17 protein-coding genes and 2 pseudogenes are annotated in these 15,467 nt (G+C 63.4%); 2 read left to right on the top strand and 17 right to left on the bottom strand.

From position 1 onward, the window contains the following. Positions 1-92 precede the first annotated feature (92 nt). The 6 genes and pseudogenes from AC1Z32_RS38550 to AC1Z32_RS38575 all read right to left on the bottom strand — a co-directional run. Positions 93-371, bottom strand: a pseudogene (locus AC1Z32_RS38550) (two-partner secretion domain-containing protein); the annotation flags it as partial. An 84-nt stretch (positions 372-455) separates the two neighbouring features. Further along, a pseudogene (locus AC1Z32_RS38555) lies at positions 456-584 on the bottom strand (ESPR-type extended signal peptide-containing protein); the annotation flags it as partial. Positions 585-872: 288 nt separating this feature from the next. Continuing rightward, a complete protein-coding gene (locus AC1Z32_RS38560) occupies positions 873-1,127 on the bottom strand; it encodes a hypothetical protein (protein WP_483484101.1) in 255 nt (84 codons plus the stop codon). A 60-nt stretch (positions 1,128-1,187) separates the two neighbouring features. Beyond that, a complete protein-coding gene (locus AC1Z32_RS38565) occupies positions 1,188-2,327 on the bottom strand; it encodes an acyl-CoA dehydrogenase family protein (protein ID WP_483484102.1) in 1,140 nt (379 codons plus the stop codon). A 12-nt stretch (positions 2,328-2,339) separates the two neighbouring features. Beyond that, the gene (locus AC1Z32_RS38570) at positions 2,340-3,548 is read right to left on the bottom strand and encodes an acyl-CoA dehydrogenase family protein (RefSeq protein WP_483484103.1); all 1,209 of its coding nucleotides are present in this window, start codon (positions 3,546-3,548) and stop codon (positions 2,340-2,342) included. 36 nt (positions 3,549-3,584) lie between these two features. After that, positions 3,585-5,711, bottom strand: coding sequence for a 3-hydroxyacyl-CoA dehydrogenase NAD-binding domain-containing protein (locus tag AC1Z32_RS38575; protein WP_483484104.1), 2,127 nt, complete (start codon positions 5,709-5,711; stop codon positions 3,585-3,587). Positions 5,712-5,839: 128 nt separating this feature from the next. Between AC1Z32_RS38575 and AC1Z32_RS38580 the strand changes: the two genes are divergently transcribed. Beyond that, positions 5,840-6,760 carry a LysR family transcriptional regulator gene (locus AC1Z32_RS38580; RefSeq protein ID WP_483484105.1) on the top strand — a complete coding sequence of 307 codons (921 nt, stop codon included), beginning with the start codon at positions 5,840-5,842 and terminating at the stop codon, positions 6,758-6,760. A gap of 74 nt (positions 6,761-6,834) precedes the next feature. Here AC1Z32_RS38580 and AC1Z32_RS38585 read toward each other — a convergent pair whose 3' ends face one another. Genes AC1Z32_RS38585 through AC1Z32_RS38595 form a run of 3 tightly spaced genes read right to left on the bottom strand, consistent with a single transcriptional unit; the run spans position 6,835 to position 8,430 of the window. Further along, positions 6,835-7,155, bottom strand: a complete 321-nt coding sequence (locus AC1Z32_RS38585) for a CcdB family protein (RefSeq protein WP_483484106.1) — start codon at positions 7,153-7,155, stop codon at positions 6,835-6,837. Further along, positions 7,155-7,442, bottom strand: coding sequence for a type II toxin-antitoxin system CcdA family antitoxin (locus AC1Z32_RS38590; RefSeq protein WP_483484107.1), 288 nt, complete (start codon positions 7,440-7,442; stop codon positions 7,155-7,157). Before AC1Z32_RS38590 ends, AC1Z32_RS38585 begins: the two co-directional genes overlap by 1 nt. Positions 7,443-7,500: 58 nt before the next feature. Further along, positions 7,501-8,430: a DMT family transporter gene (locus tag AC1Z32_RS38595; RefSeq protein WP_483484108.1), complete on the bottom strand. Its 930-nt coding sequence runs from the start codon at positions 8,428-8,430 to the stop codon at positions 7,501-7,503. 93 nt (positions 8,431-8,523) lie between these two features. On the opposite strand from AC1Z32_RS38595, the gene AC1Z32_RS38600 reads away from it, so the two are divergent. Continuing rightward, a complete protein-coding gene (locus AC1Z32_RS38600) occupies positions 8,524-9,393 on the top strand; it encodes a LysR family transcriptional regulator (protein WP_483484109.1) in 870 nt (289 codons plus the stop codon). Here AC1Z32_RS38600 and AC1Z32_RS38605 read toward each other — a convergent pair. The 8 genes from AC1Z32_RS38605 to AC1Z32_RS38640 form a co-directional block, all read right to left on the bottom strand. Continuing rightward, positions 9,385-10,383 carry an FkbO/Hyg5 family chorismatase gene (locus AC1Z32_RS38605; protein WP_483484110.1) on the bottom strand — a complete coding sequence of 333 codons (999 nt, stop codon included), beginning with the start codon at positions 10,381-10,383 and terminating at the stop codon, positions 9,385-9,387. The genes AC1Z32_RS38600 and AC1Z32_RS38605 overlap by 9 nt on opposite strands. A gap of 24 nt (positions 10,384-10,407) precedes the next feature. Continuing rightward, complete coding sequence (locus AC1Z32_RS38610) at positions 10,408-10,692, bottom strand: hypothetical protein (RefSeq protein WP_483484111.1); 285 nt, start codon at positions 10,690-10,692, stop codon at positions 10,408-10,410. Positions 10,693-10,800: 108 nt separating this feature from the next. Beyond that, positions 10,801-11,394 (bottom strand): nitroreductase family protein, encoded by a 594-nt coding sequence (locus tag AC1Z32_RS38615; protein WP_483484112.1) that lies wholly within the window; start codon positions 11,392-11,394, stop codon positions 10,801-10,803. A 171-nt stretch (positions 11,395-11,565) separates the two neighbouring features. Beyond that, a complete protein-coding gene (locus AC1Z32_RS38620; protein ID WP_483484113.1) occupies positions 11,566-11,790 on the bottom strand; it encodes a hypothetical protein in 225 nt (74 codons plus the stop codon). A gap of 104 nt (positions 11,791-11,894) precedes the next feature. After that, on the bottom strand, positions 11,895-13,133 hold the full coding sequence (locus tag AC1Z32_RS38625) for a multidrug effflux MFS transporter (protein ID WP_483484114.1): 1,239 nt from the start codon (positions 13,131-13,133) through the stop codon (positions 11,895-11,897). 139 nt (positions 13,134-13,272) lie between these two features. Continuing rightward, complete coding sequence (locus tag AC1Z32_RS38630) at positions 13,273-13,488, bottom strand: hypothetical protein (RefSeq protein WP_483484115.1); 216 nt, start codon at positions 13,486-13,488, stop codon at positions 13,273-13,275. Positions 13,489-13,590: 102 nt separating this feature from the next. Then, positions 13,591-14,340 carry a DUF2278 family protein gene (locus tag AC1Z32_RS38635; protein WP_483484116.1) on the bottom strand — a complete coding sequence of 250 codons (750 nt, stop codon included), beginning with the start codon at positions 14,338-14,340 and terminating at the stop codon, positions 13,591-13,593. A gap of 80 nt (positions 14,341-14,420) precedes the next feature. After that, positions 14,421-15,257: a CHAD domain-containing protein gene (locus AC1Z32_RS38640; RefSeq protein ID WP_483484117.1), complete on the bottom strand. Its 837-nt coding sequence runs from the start codon at positions 15,255-15,257 to the stop codon at positions 14,421-14,423. Between the last annotated feature and the right edge of the window lie 210 nt (positions 15,258-15,467).

Below are 15,467 nucleotides of genomic sequence, written 5' to 3' on the forward strand. Positions count from 1 at the left end.
CGGGGTGTGGGGTGTCGATCGGGCTTCCAGACTTTGTGCATCGAAGTGCTTTTTCACTGTCCAGCTTGCCGGGCTGTTGAACGAGGACGTTAGCCGCGCAGTTGCGAAGGCGAATTCGACATCACCTGATTCACGATGATGCGCGCTTCCTGACCCGGCGTCAGATTCGCGTTGCCGTTGATATAACCCGCCTGCTGCGTCTGCGTGATGGTCGGGGAGTTATTCAGGATCGCGCCCTTGCCGGGCACATCGAATTGTGAATAGTTGTTAAGAGAGACGCCGGCCGAACTGGGCTTGGCGATATTCACCTGATCGAGCCCATTCTGTGTCTGCAGCACCTGCGTGCCCGAGCCCGGCTTCGCGACGATTTGCGAGACGGCCAACGTCGATGCAGTGCCGAGCATCAGGATCGCGGCCCATGCCATGACGCGCAACGCTGGCGTGAAAATCGACGTGTCGGCGCTGCGACGTGCGCCACGCTCCCCTGTCCCGGCCGCATTGCCACGCGCCACGGCGAAATCTGCCGCTGCGACGACCATGTTGCGCACGCGGCTGTACACCAATCGGTACGAGTTCTTATTCATTTCAGAGCTTCTGTGACTGCAGCAAATGGGTCCGGAACTCCGAGTTCCGGAAAACCCGGAATTCTCGATACCTTGCGAGTTGCTAACAGTCAGATAACTCTGAAATAGGGCGCCGATCTGCGGGCGCTGTTCGTGCGACGTTCACGCGCTCACGATCGGTTGCACGTCGAATCCGGCGTCAGGGGACGCCATCCGATTCAACCTGGCCTCGAATGACCGGCAAAAAGGCCGAGAAAGGCCCGATAAGCTTTGACCCGATGATCGAGCGGCTTTTAAAACACCCGCGCCTCAGCGGCGAGCCTCTGCCCGCTTTAGCCTGCCGCTGAAATAGCGCTCGCGCGAAACGCGGATCGCGGCATCGAAATCCGGCTCCGTCGCGAGGTGCTTGTGATCCACGCTGACGAGCCATCCTTGCGCGGAACGGCACCAGCGGATTCGCCCTTCGTCGTAGAGTTCGGAGAACCAGCGCCAGAGCGTGGCGTCGTCCTTGTCGGCGAGCATGGCCGCCTCGCTCCGAACCTTGTCGTGAATGATCGCCAGCATGGTTGTCGTGGCCTCAGGGCAGTTCGTTGTCGAGTTCGGGAACCATGGCGTGATACGCGCTCAAGACAACTCAGCGCGTCCCAATGCGATATATCGCGCGAGATGATGGTCTTCATCGCCCAACTGATGATCGATCATCACGAGACGCTTCGCGTAGTGGGAAAGCGGCAGCTCCCACGTCATGCCGATCCCGCCGTGCAACTGAACCGACTCTTCCGCGACGCGCGCGCCGATGCGCCCCACCGAATACTTCGCCGCCGACAGCGCCCGCTCACGCGCGACGCCCGTTTCACCGACCGCCGCCGCCGCATTGATCGCAGCGGAACGCGCCTGTTCGATTTCCAGCAGCACATCGGCCATGCGATGCTGCAGCGCCTGGAACGCGCCGATAGGCACGCCGAACTGCTTACGCGTGCGCAGATATTCGAGCGTGTGCTCCTTCGCGACATCCATCGCGCCGACCGCTTCGGAAGCCAGCGCGACGAGACCGTAACCCACCGCATGCACGAGCGTCGCGTAGCCATCGCCTTCCTTGCCAACGAGCGCATCGGCATCGAGCGTGACGTCATCGAGCGACACCTCCGCCGCGCGTCCGCCATCGATCTTCCGATACCCGCGCACGCTCACGCCTCGCGCATCGCGCGGCACCACGAAGAGCGAAATGCCCGCTTCGTCATGGTCGCCACCCGACGTGCGCGCCGACACGAGCAGCACGTCCGCATGCTCGCCCTGCTGCACGACGCCCTTCGCGCCCTTCAGCACCCATTGATCGCCGTGCCGCGTCGCGCGGGTGCTCACGCGTGAAAGCTCGTAGTGCGAGCCGGGCTCGTCATGCGCGAGTGCCGCGATCGCCGCGCCGTCGATCATCTTCACGATGATCCCGCGCTGCCTGTCATCGCCCGACTGCGCGAGCGCGCGCCCGACGATCAGCGCATCGAGGAACGGCTCGACGACGAGCCCGCGCCCGAGCGCCTCGAACACGACGGAGACATCGAAGCCGTCGCCGCCGAAGCCGCCGGACGATTCATCGAAGAACGCGCCGATGATGCCGAGCTCGCAAAAGCGCCGCCACATGTCGCGGCTCAAGCCTTCTTCCGAGCGCGCGATCCGGTCGCGCGTCTCGAACCCGTACTGCTCGGCGATGAAGCGGTTCAGCGAATCCGCGAGCATCCGCCGGTCTTCCGTGTGCTGGAAATTCATCGTGCGAATCCTTTAGAGCCCGAGCATCATCTTCGCGATGATGTTCTTCTGAATTTCGTTGGAGCCGCCGAAAATCGACAGCTTGCGATTGTTGAAGTACTGCGCCGCCGCGCTCGATGCCTCGTCCGGCCCAACGGGCGCGCCTTCGTAGCCCTCGTCGAGTGCCTCGTCGATGAACGGTTGCGCATACGGTCCCATCGCGCGGCGCATCAGCGACGAGATCTCCTGACGAATTTCGGTGCCGCGAATCTTGAGCATCGAGCTTTCAGCGCCGGGCACGCCGCCGCCCGCCACTGCCGCGATCACGCGCAGATTCGTCGTCTTCATGTTCTCGAGATCGATCTCGACGCGCGCGAGCCGCGCGGCGAACAGCGGATCGTCGATGAGCGCGCGGCCATTGCTCTGCACCTTGGCCGCCGCCGCTTTCAGGCGGCGCAGCGCCGCGACCGAAAAGCCCACGCCTGCGATATTCGTGCGCTCATACGTGAGCAGGTACTTTGCATAGGTCCAGCCCTTGTTCTCCTCGCCGACGAGATTCGCCGCGGGCACGCGGACATCGGTGAAGAACACTTCGTTGACTTCGTGCTCGCCATCGAGCGTGATGATCGGACGCACTTCCACGCCCGGCGTATTCATGTCGATGAGAAGAAAGCTGATGCCTTCCTGCTTGCGCGCATCCTGCGACGTGCGCACGAGACAGAAGATCATGTTCGCGAAGTGCGCGAGCGTGGTCCACGTCTTCTGGCCGTTGACGATGTAATACTCTTGGCCGTTCTCCATCGCGCGCACGGCGGTGGTTCGCACCGATGCGAGGTCCGAGCCCGCGCCCGGTTCCGAATAGCCCTGGCACCACCAGTCGGAGCCGTCGAGAATGCGCGGCAGCCAGTGACGCTTCTGCGCTTCGCTGCCGTACTTGATGAGCACCGGCCCGAGCATGTTCACGCCGAATGGCACGATGCGCGGCGCGCCCGCAATCGCGCATTCGTTCTCGAAGATGAACTTCTGCACCGCCGTCCAGCCGGGCCCGCCGTATTGCTTCGGCCAGTGATTCGCGAGCCAGCCTTTCGCGTTGAGGATGCCGTGCCATTGCGCCATGTCGTCGCGCGTCAGGTGCCTGCCCGTATGCACTTTGTGCGCGATGCGCTCGGGCAGCGACGTGCGCAGGAATTCCAGCACTTCCGCGCGAAACGCCTCTTCGTCAGCGGTGAATTTCAGGTCCATGACTGCTGTTCCAAGTGAGAGTGACGAAGCCCGGATTCAGGCCGGCTGATTCAGGCTCGAAAAATTCTTGCCGCGTTCGACGAGATCGACGATAAGCGGCGATGCGCGCCAGAAGAGCGGATCTTCCTTCGCGAACTCGCGGATATCGGCGAGCACATTGGCGAGGCCGACCGTATCCGCATAATGCATCGGGCCGCCGCGATAGCGCGGAAAACCGAAGCCGTGCATCAACGTGGCATCGACATCGAGCGGGCGCTGCGCGATGCCTTCGTGCACGATATTCGCGCCCTCGTTGATCATCGCGGCCATGTAGCGGCGCACGATCTGTTCGTCGCTGAACGCGCGCGGCGTCACGCCCGCACGCTTGCGCGCGGCGTCGATGATCGCTTCGACTTCGGCGTCCGGCTTGCCGCCGCGCGCGCCGTCTTCGTAGCGATAGAAGCCGCGTCCGGTCTTCTGGCCGAACCAGCCGCGCTCGCACAACTCGTCGCCGACGCGCACATAGCGCGCGTTCGGATCGCGCGTCGCGGCGCGGCGCTTTCTCGCGGCCCAGCCGATGTCCCCGCCCGCGAGGTCGATGACCTGATACGGTCCCATCGGAAAACCATAGTCGCGCACGGCTTTGTCGATCTGATACGGCGATGCGCCGTCTTCCATCAGATGATCCGCCGCCGCGCGATACACCGCGAGCATGCGGTTGCCGATGAAGCCGTCGCACACGCCCGCGCGCACCGCGACCTTCTTCAGCTTCTTCGCGAGCTCGAAGCCGGTCGCGACGACATCGGCGGCGACGCGCGCGGGCACGACCACTTCGAGCAGCTTCATGATGTTCGCGGGCGAGAAGAAGTGCAGCCCGAGCACGTCTTGCGGGCGCGAGATGCTTGCCGCGATTTCGTCGATGTCGAGATAGGACGTGTTGCTCGCGAGCACCGCGCCCGGCTTGCACACACGATCGAGTTCCGCGAACACGGCCTTCTTGACCGCCATGTCCTCGAACACGGCTTCGATTACGAGGTCGGCATCGGCGAGCGCGTCGTACTTCGTGTCGCCATTGAAGCGCTGCATGGCGCGCGCTTTCGCATCGTGCGTCATGCGGCCCTTCGCGATCAGCCCGTCGTACACCTTCTCGATGTGCGCGCGGCCGCGTTCGAGCGATGCGTCGTCGCGCTCGACCATCGTCACGGCAAGGCCCGCGTCGAGCAGCGCGACGGCGATGCCCGCGCCCATCGTGCCGCCGCCGATCACGCCGACCGACTGAATCGCGCGCGGTTGCGCATCGCGCGTTTCCGGCGATTTCTGCGCTTCGCGCTCCGCAAAGAACGCGTGGACGAGCCCGGCGCGCTGCGGGCTTTCGCGGCATTCGAGGAATTGCTCGCGCTCGAAGCGCAGACCTTCATCGAACGGCAGGTTCAGCGCCGCCTCCACGCAGTCGACGATCTTAAGCGGCGACAGCAGGCCGCGCGCTTTCTTCTGCGTGTCGGCGCGCGCGGCGGCGATCGCGGCGGCGCTCGTTTCGCTGTCCGCGAGACCGCGCGCGTTGCGCGTGCGGCGCGGCGCGGCCTGCGTCGCGATGAGTTCGTGCGTGTAGGCGAGGCCTTCGGCGAACACATCATCGCTTTGGCCGACGCGATCGACGAGACCGAGGCGCAGCGCTTCCTGCGCGCCGACGTGACGGCCGCTCAGCATCAGCGATAGCGCCGCCCCGGCGCCGATCAGGCGCGCCGAGCGCTGCGTGCCGCCCGCGCCGGGCAACAGGCCCAGTTGCACTTCGGGCAGGCCGAGCTTCGCGCCTTCCACCGCGATCCGGTAATGCGACGCCAGCGCGACCTCCAGCCCGCCGCCGAGCGCCGCGCCGTGAATCGCCGCGATGACCGGCTTGCCGCACGCCTCAATTCGGTTGCACACCTCCGGCAGCGACGGCGGCACCGCCGGCTTGCCGAACTCGCGGATATCGGCGCCCGCGATGAAGTTGCGCCCCGCGCCCACGATCAGCACCGCGCGCGCCGACGCGTTCGCATCGGCGGCTTCGATCGCGTCGATGAGGCCGCGCCGCACGGCCGCATTCAGCGCATTGACGGGCGCATGATCGATGGTCACGACGAGGACGCTGCCGCGCAATTCATGTTGGACGGTGGCCGTTTCGGGCGCGCTCGAGAGCGTCATGGATCAAGTCTCCTGATTCTATGTTTCCGGTTTGGCGTGGAAGCATTCTCGCGGGGACAAGCATCCTTGACAATTACAGCGGCGATTGACAGACTGTCAAAGAAATTTTGACAATGGTGAAATGTGCCGTGGACGTCAACGAACTCACGCTGCTGGTCGAAATTCTCGATGCGGGCAATCTGAGCGAAGCGGCGCGCCGCCTCAAAATGAGCCGCGCCAATGTCAGCTATCACCTGAATCAGCTCGAAAAGTCTGTCGGCCTGCAACTCGTGCGGCGGACCACGCGGCGGGTCGAACCGACCGAACTCGGGCTCAAGCTCTATGAGCACGGCAGGTCGATCCAGAACGCGCTCCTCGCGGCGCACGAATCCGTATCGACGCTCGGGCAAGGGCTGCAGGGGCGCGTCCGGCTTTCCGTGCCGAGCGGCTACGGGCAGCTCGTGATGTCGGAATGGCTGATCGCGTTCAAGCGGGCGTATCCGGATATCGTCCTCGACGTGATGTTCGAAAATCGCGTCGAAGACTTGCTGCGCGATGAAGTCGATATCGCCGTGCGCGTGATGCCGGAGCCGCCGCCGAGTCTCGTCGCGCGCGACATGGGGCCGGTGCGCTATGTCGCGTGTGCATCGTCGGCATATGCCGAGGCGCATGGCATGCCCACGCGCCTCGAAGAATTACGGGTCGTGCCGGTGATCACCGCGACGGTCGTCGGCAAGCAGACGCGCGTCGCCGCTTATCTCGACGACGAGCGTCATGAAGTGCTGCTGGAACCGAGCCTGATCTCGGAGAACTTTCTCTTTCTGCGCGATGCGATTCTCGCCGGCCTCGGGCTCGGCATCGTGCCGGATTATGTCGTGATGGAAGACATGCGGCGCGGCGAGGTCGTCACGGCGCTCGATGAGTGGCGGCTCAGCATCTTCGGCACGCACATGTACATGCTGTATATGCCGAACCGGCATCACACGCGCGCGACGCTGGCGTTCATCGACTTCATGCTGGAGCGGGCGCACGAGGCGGGACGCGGGCGGCTACCACCCGCCAAGCCTTGAACCGTCGCGAGCGCTGCCAGCCCAGGCGAAAAAACGCGCGGATAGCCGAGCAGCGACGCAGTCAGTGCATGCAGTCAATAACGACCAAAGAGCCGGTCCCTCGCCTCGGCAATCAAGCCGCGAAATTCGGCAAGTGAGCCGATCCTTCGGCCAAGCACATTCGCCGGAATGGCCGCCATGGCTGGAGTATCTAGAAAGCAGTCTTCACCATCGATCATGAAATTCGGCAACAGATCGGATGGTGTACCCGAGTAGCGCAGAATCTTCGAACGGCGCAAGGGAATCACCACGCGGGTAGGCAGGCTCCCGACGTGATCGCTCTGCACGTCCACCACGTAAGGCGTGGTTTCTCGCGAGTCTTCGTTAGGATTCGCGTAGAGGTCAAAACGGGCCATCAAAACGTCCGATATTTAGCCAGAGGTAGCCCTTCTCGCTCCACCATCGCGGTGTACGCTTTGACGAGTTCGGCGTTCTGCTCGGCCCATTGGCGAGCCTCCACTTCCTGAACTTCTTCACGCAGTCCCCGTTCGCTCGCACGGGAAACGTTGACGTTCAATTCCTTCGCACGCTCAAGCAGATCCGACGGCAGAGACACATTGGTCGGCTTGCGCGTCACTTTTGTGCCCTTCTCCGGCTGGTTGGCCGATGGAAGCTCGGCGCGGGTCACGAATGCCTCAGCCATGTGCATCTCCAATGTGCATAGAGTATGCGCATAGCATTACATAGGGACCGTTGTGCTGTCACGACCGCCGCCCCCGCTCCGCGAACCAGATAGCGACCGACATCAACGCGATGCCCGCAAGCTGCACGCCGCTCAGGTGCTGATCGAAGCAAAGCCAGTCGATGACGATAGCCACAGCCGGATAGACGAACTGCAACACGGCGATGCGCCCGGTTTCGAGCCGCGCCATGCCGATGTACATGAGCGTGTACGCGAGACCCGTGTGGATCAGCCCGAGCCCGGCGAGCCACGCCCACGATATCCCCCACGCGGGCCAGCCTTGCTGCATCGGCCATACCCACAGGACGAGCGTGCCGATCGCGCACTGCCACCACGCGAGGACGCCCGGCTGCATTGCATGCAGACGCTTCGCGATGAGCGTCACGCACGCCATGCAGAACGAGCCCGCGATACACGCGGCGACTCCGGCCCAGTAGCCGGGCTGAAGCGTGCCGTTCACCGAGTGCTCGACGATTCCGGTCGCCAGCGCGAGACCGATCATGGCGACCGCCACCGACGCGACGCGCTGCCTGCCGATCGCCTCTTTGAGCCACAACGATGCGAGGACCAGCACCCACATCGGCTGAACATGGAACAGCACGATGGCGACGCCCGCCGAGGTCCGCTCGACCGCGCTGAAGAACAACGACCAGCTCAGCACCATCAACGAAGCGGCTGTGAGTATCCACGGGCCCGTGGCGCGGGTCAGGCGCAGAGCGCGAATGTGCCCGCGCAGCAGCACCCAGACCGTCAAGCCGAGCAGACCGAACGCGCAGCGAAACCACGTCGCGGTCAACGGATCGGCTTTCGCTTCGTGCAGAAACACGCCTATCGTGCCGAGCAGCGCGCAGCCGAGAACAAATGGCCACCCGCCCGCCGCGCGGCGCGTTTCGTTGCGCGTAGCGTCGAAGCTCGACGCCGCCTGATGAGATGCCTGGTTCGTATTCATGCCCTCAGTGTGTTGCGTGACGGCCCGAACGAAAAGCGCATAATTCGAACATCACTCATTCGATTTTCGAAAGCGCTTGCCTGAACTAAACCGATGAAACAGCACGATCTGCAGATGGACTGGCTCAAGTGCTTCGTCGCCGTGGTCGACGCGGGTTCGCTGTCGAGCGCCGCGACGGAAGTGCATCGCTCGCAGTCGGCGGTGAGCATGCAGTTGAAGAAGCTCGAAAGCGCGCTGGGGCTGCGGCTCATCGAGCGCGGCTCGCGCACGCTCGAACTGACTCACGACGGGCAGACGCTGCTCGGCTACGCGCGCCGCATCCTCGATCTGCATGCCGAAGCGCAGGTCGCGCTCCAGGGCGAGCAGCTCACCGGCCGCGTGCGGCTCGGCGTCCCCGACGACTACGCGGCCAAATATCTGACGCCCGTGCTCAGGCGTTTTGCGCCGAGACACAGCGGCGTGGAGATCGAGCTGATCTGCGAGCAGTCGACATCGCTCATTCCGCGCGTCGCGAATGGCGAACTGGATATCGCGCTCGTGTCGCGCGATCATGGCCGGCGCGGCACGCTGCTTTTTCATGAGCCGATGGTCTGGGTCGGCGCGACGCAGTTCGAGCTATGGCGGCGCGATCCGCTGCCGATCGCCGTGTACGAGAGCACGAGCCTCGCGCGGCGCAGCGCGATCCATTCGCTCGCGCAGCAGGGACGCCGCTATAAGGTGGTCTACAACAGCTCCAGCCTCGCGGGGCAGATTGCGGCGGTCGAAAGCGGCCTGGCCGTCGCGGCGCTGACGCAATGCAGCGCGCCCGGCGACTTGCGGATCCTGGGCAGCGACGAAGGCCTCGGCCCGCTCGAACCGATGGAAGTCGCGGTCTATCGCAGCCGCGACTCGCGCGGCTCGAAGGCGGTCGACAGTCTGCACAGCCTGCTCGTGAAGACGCTCAGGCAGTCGGCCTCAGTCTGACCGATGCCGATATGACGCGATCCCTTCGATTTCCACGAGCAGATCGGCGCGGCAGATATCGACCTTCAGAAAGCGGATGCTCGCCTCCGGATGAAACGCGGCGCGCGCGAGCTTCGTCACGGCGGGCAGGTCCGTCGCATGCCGGTAATAAACCTTGATCCGGTCGAGATCGCGAAGCATATAGCCGCCGTTCACGTCCTGCGCCGCGAGATTCTCCGCGCCGATAAGATGCGCGATATTGGCGATCGCGACATCCCACTGCTTGTGGAGATCGCCTTCGTGCATCGTCTCGTGTCCGATGATGCTGGCGGTGCCGGAAACGAACAGCGTGTCGTGCAATTGCGTGCCGCGCGCGAAGCTCGGCGGCTTCGGACCGTAACGCTGCGGATATTCATACGCGGGCGTCTGACGCGAGTTCTCGATATGCCTGACCGTGCTCTCGCGGCACGCCAGAAAATAGAAGCCGACGCCATCGCCCCAGGTGCCGATGCCCGTCGCCGCCGGCATGCCCGCTGCCGCGGCATGATCCTGCTCGAACGCAATCGCGCGTCCGCGGCAGAAATCGCGATAGACCTCGAGCCCTTCCCCATTCTCGCCGTTGATGTGGGGAATGAAGTTCCACATGCGGAAGATCTTCGGGAAGCCGAGTTGTCGCACCAGCGCGAACGCGTCCGCATAGGTCTCGCGCGTGGCTTCGGTGTATCGGCCGGAAGACGCGATGAAACCCGCGCAAAACAGGAACTCGCTATCGTGGGCAAAGACGAGATCGTTGAAGGTCCCGCTGCGCACGGGTCCGGCGCTTCTCCAGATTTCGGCGAAACCGTCGCGCGCGTCGTCGCACATTTTCAGTTGCAACGTGGGCACGCCGCTTTCGATGCGCGGCCCGCTGCTCGCCGCACCGAATACGATGCGCGCGAGCGTGCGGTCGTCACATGCCGCGTCAGGGCCGGCGAAGCGGGACTCGATCGCTTCCGGGCGAACAGGTTGCACTCGCATCTTCCTTGCGCGACTGCGTTACGAAACCTGGTCCGGATGATCGCCCGGCGATTCGCCGAAAAGATCCGCCGTCGCGACCCGATCCTGCTGCAGGGCCGGCAATGTGCCGTTCTTCACCTGCTCGAGCACGTCCGGCGGCAACCACGTCTCTTCCATGGCGGCGATGCCGTTCTCGATCATCTGCTGAAGAAAGAACGATTGCTTGCGTCCCGTCGTTTCTGCCAATAGTCGCAGCCGTTGCTCGAATTGTGGATCGACCCGTACCGCGACCACCTTCAACTTGTTTTCGGCGGTCCTTCTCACTGCATGCTCCTGTCACGTTCGTTGCGCGCCGCAGAGGGGCGCGTGCATGCGGTGCTTATACCACAGGCGTTCGGGACAGGCGGTGTACGGTCGTGCTGAAGTGGCAGCTCAGTGCGCCTGGCTCCATCCTCCAAATTGCGCGATCTCATCCAGCGCCAATCTCGCGCGCGGCGCGCGCTCACGCTCGGCCAGTGTGGAAGGCAACGCGCGTGCATCGCCGTGATGCGCGACGGAGATCATGGAAAGCGCCGCGAATCGCTCCGGAATCTCGAATGCGTGCTTGAGGCCGGGCGCATCGAAGCCGCTCATCGCGTGCGCGGCGAGGCCTTGCGCATGAGCCTGGAGCAGCAGCGCCATAGCGGCGGCGCCCGCGTCATAAGCGGCATTGGCATTCGGCTCGCCTTTGGCATCGAGGGTATCGGCAAGTACGGCGATCAGCACTTGCGCGTTCACATTCCATGACTGATTGAACGGCACGAGCCACGCGAAGGCGCGTTCGAACGCCGCCTGATCAACGGTCTTCTCGAACACGACGAAGCGCCACGGCTGCGCGTTGTACGCCGAGGGCGCCCAGCGCGCCGCTTCGAGCAACGCGACCACCTGCGCGTGCGCGACGGCGCGATCGGCATAAGCACGCGGGCTCCAGCGCCCGGCGATCAGCGGATGAATGGCGATGTCGGTAGGAGCGGGGCGATCTGTCATGAAAGTCTCGGCGCAACGGGAATGGAGCATCCGATGGTACGGTCGCATGTCCTCGCTTCAAACGAACGCTTTTGCAGATGCTATGCGCAGCGCGCGTCATTTGGATTCCCACGCTTTCGCTAAGGCAGATCGCTTCGCTGGCGGAAACGATGCGCTTGCTGCTTTCGCGTGTCAGTGCAGCGGCGACTCGCCGGGCAACTGGAACGCGTCGACGGTATAGCCCATGTTGAAATAGCCCGCGCGGGCATAGACGGAGATATGTTCGAGCTGCTCCGCGCGCGTGGTCTCGTTCGCGGCAGGCGCCTCGTGCGCCGCCGCTTCTTTAGTGAAGTGCTTGCGCACGCGCCCCGCCGGAGCCGAGAGCGCCTGCAAGTACTGGTTCAGGAAGTGCGGCATGGCTCGCCTCCTCGATGCGTGAACAGCTCGAATCTAGGCGCTCAAAAACGCCTGGTCAAACAAGCTTTTCTGCAATGCATTGCAGGACGCACCACCGTGAAGCATCAAGCCGCGTCGACGCCCCCTCGCACCGGGCGCCCATCCTGCGATCGCTCCAGATGCCGCAACAGCAGCGTCACCATCGTAACGACGGTGAACGCGAGAATCACGAAGAACGCCGCGAGCGGCGTCAGGATCTGCACCGAAACGAAGCCCGCGAGACCCATCATCACCGACGATACGAGCAGGAGAGCGCAGCCGAGAATGGCCGCCGTGAGGCCCGCGATATGCGGAAAGAGCGAGTTGCCCTTCGCCATCAGCGTCGGGTACATGGCGCCGGCGCAGAAGCCCATCACGAGCACGGGCGCGGCGAGCGTCCATACGGTGAGGCCGATCGTCAGCGAGAGCAGCAACATCACGACCGACGCGCCCGCCATCACGCGCGCGCCGATGCGCAAACGCTGCTCGGCGCTCGGCAGACGCACGCCATGCACGCGGTTCGACAGGCCGCCCAGGAAATACATCATGCCGATGGCGAGCGCGAGATAGCCGAAATACGTCGGCGGCTTGTGCAGCGTGTTCTGCACCATGAACGGGCCCACGATGTTGAACACGAGCAGAATGCTGTAGCACAAACCCTGCGCAAGAAAACAGCTCTGGAACACCGGGCTCGACAGCACCTTGCCCGCGTTCGTCAGGAGCGTGCGCGGCGCGAGATGCACGGGCTGCTTCAAGGTCTCGCGATAGCGCCACACGAGCGTCCACATCACGATGGAATAGATCAGCAGGAACACGAGGCACGCCTTCCAGCCGAACCATTCCTGCAAATGCGCGCCGATCACGGGCGCGACGATCGGCGCGAGCCCCCACGCGATCGACATGTAGGTGAACGCGTGCATCAGCGCCTGGCCCTTGAACGAATCGGTGATGATGGCCTTCGCGAGCAGGTTCGTCGCCGCGATGCCGAAGCCCTGCAGGGCGCGCGCGAGGAGGAAGGTCTCGAGGCTCGTCGCGGCGAGCGAGAGCAGGCAGCCGAGCGTAAAGACGACCAGCCCGAACGCCAGCACTTTTTTGCGTCCGTAGGCATCGGCGACGGGGCCGAACACGAGTTGCCCGATCGCATACGCCGCCATGTAACAGGAGACGCTCGACTGGATCGCCTGCGGCGATGTCGCGAAGTAACGCGCCATCGCGGGCAGCGCGGGCACGTAGATGTCGATGGCGAGCTGCCCCGCCGAGGCGAACAGGCAAACCAGAAACAGCAGGAAACGCGGGGAATTCTGCGAAGGATGAGCGTGGTTCATGACGACGATGAATGAGCGGGGGCCGGCGGCCTCTCAGGGCCGGTCCGGATGGCGGATTCATCGTATTGTGCCTGTCAACGCGCTGATCGACACAAAGTCCCCATCGCGCGCAGTGATGCGTTCGGCGCCTTCGCGCGCGCTACCCTGCCCGTTTGCCGTGCTGATCGATCCACAGCCGCGCCCAGCGCCACGCATACGCAATCGCGTGATCGGCTTCGAAAAAGTAATCGAGCGCATCGAACGTGAAGGACGCGCCGTGGGGAGACGCGTCTCGCCCGATGGTCAGGTTCGCGGCAAAGAGGCCGCTCGGCAAGGCCCGCGCGGAGGGCTCGACATCGTATCCCTTGTATCGCATGAATGATCCCGTGAAAAAGCGTGCGAGCGATTCATGCTAGTACGCGCGATGCGTCTGCCCAACGAATGCATTGACGTTAGCTAATCAGCGCGGGGTACGAACTCATATCTTCCCTTCCAGAATGGGATGCGACTGCCCCGGTATCGGCCGGCCCCGATTATCGGTCGGCACGAGCTGGGTCTGAAACGCGACGAAAAGCGCCTGGAACTTGCCGTCGACTTCGACCATCACCGCGCCGTCCTGAAACACGCCGTTCTCGTTCGAGTGGTCCTTCACATGGCTGCCCTTGCCCGGCTTCGGGTTCCCCTGGTTCATGTGCGTCTCGTGCAAGCCGTTCTTTTCCGGCTCGAACAGGAAGCCGAAGCCGTAGACGGTCACGTCTTTCGCGGGCTTCCATCCCAGACGATCGTCGCTGTAGCCGGGCGTCTTATAGACGTAGTCGACGCCGTCTTCCGACATGTCGAGCTGCAGCATCTCGTTGAGAAGCGCGTTGATATCGTTCTGCTCGTCCTTCGTGTCGAGCGGGATCGGACGCATCGCGCTCAGGTCGAGCAGGCGCTTGTCGTGCACATAGTCGAGTTTCGGGAAGTTCGATGTGGCAACGCCCGCGGCGAGCTTGCCGAGATCGGCGATCATCGGATGATCGAAGTATGAGTCCCACAGGTACAGCACGAGATAACCCGCCGGTCCCGTCAGCGAGCTATCCGACTTCACGTTGGTGACAATATTGAACGGCTTGCCTTGCGCGTCTTCGCAGACGATCACATAGTGCGGATCGCCCTTGTAACCTCCGAGAAAGGGAACGCCGAGACTCAACTTGCCTTTGAAGACGACATATTCGTTGCGCGCCATGATGCTGCTCCATGAAGTGAGCCATCATTTGATGCGGCAAGTGTGACACCGTTTCGAGCGATGCGCGATCGACGCCGATATCAACTAATCGCCTTTCTCGCAGCCTTGAAGCGCTCCTTCTGCTCCGCCTTCAGCGCGCTCAGCGCAGGTTTCGCGTCGACACCACCGGGCAACGCGTCTGCCGATGACGTCAGCAGATTGCGGCTCGCCACCACATCGTTCAATGCGCCGAAGCGCTTTTGCAAACGCTTCAGGCGCTTCACTTTTTCGCGCATGCCCGGCGCGATATCCGGCTCGAAGAGCTCCAGCAGGTAACGCACTTTCTTTCCGGCCTTGCGCACTTCGTGATAGGCCGCATAGTTCGACTGCTTCGCGCGCAGCGCTTTCCTGATGCGCTTTTTCAGTTGTCTGCGCGCCGCGCCGATCCGCTTCTTCGCGAACCGATCGACAGGCACGCGGCGAGGTCCCGTGTTGAGATCGTGATTGGCCTCCTTCAGCCCTGTGAGCAACACGTGTTTCACGTCCGCATTCGCGATGGTTTCGATGCTCGACGCAAGCACGTCCGCGCGACGCGCCTTCAATGATTCGTCGAGCCCTTTCACATCGAGTTCGTTCAGCAGTTCGAGCAGAATGTCCCAGTCGCGCGCGCTGCCCGCCGATGTCGCGAGGTATTTGAACAACGCGCGCTGCCGCGTGTCGAAATCGTCGTCCAGCAAGGGCCGATAGGCCCAGAACAAGGTTCGAAGCCGGCGCAGCGCGACACGCAGCTTGTGCAGCACTTCGGGGTTCGTGCTCCCGTTCAGTGCAGCGGCATGCTTCGTCGCCTCTTCGATGAGCGGCGACGCCAGCTCGCCGAATCTCGATTGCGCTGTTTCATTCGTCGCGTGCGCGTTGCGCGTTCCGTCATCCGAAGCCATGATCGTTCCCTGTTCTCGAATGCACTCGCCACGCAACATGCGTACCTGCCCGCGCCCTCCTGCCTTATCGGCGCAACGAAGCAACGGAACAGGTTTTCGGTGATACGCAATACGGGAAATGCCGCCTTTATTGCCCGCTCCACAACGAAATGACTGTTGGGTACACTAGGACCCGCTTGCGGGATGCGCACCGCACGTCGAGAGAAACAA

It is taken from the genome of Caballeronia sp. 11_S32 (genome assembly GCF_056930355.1).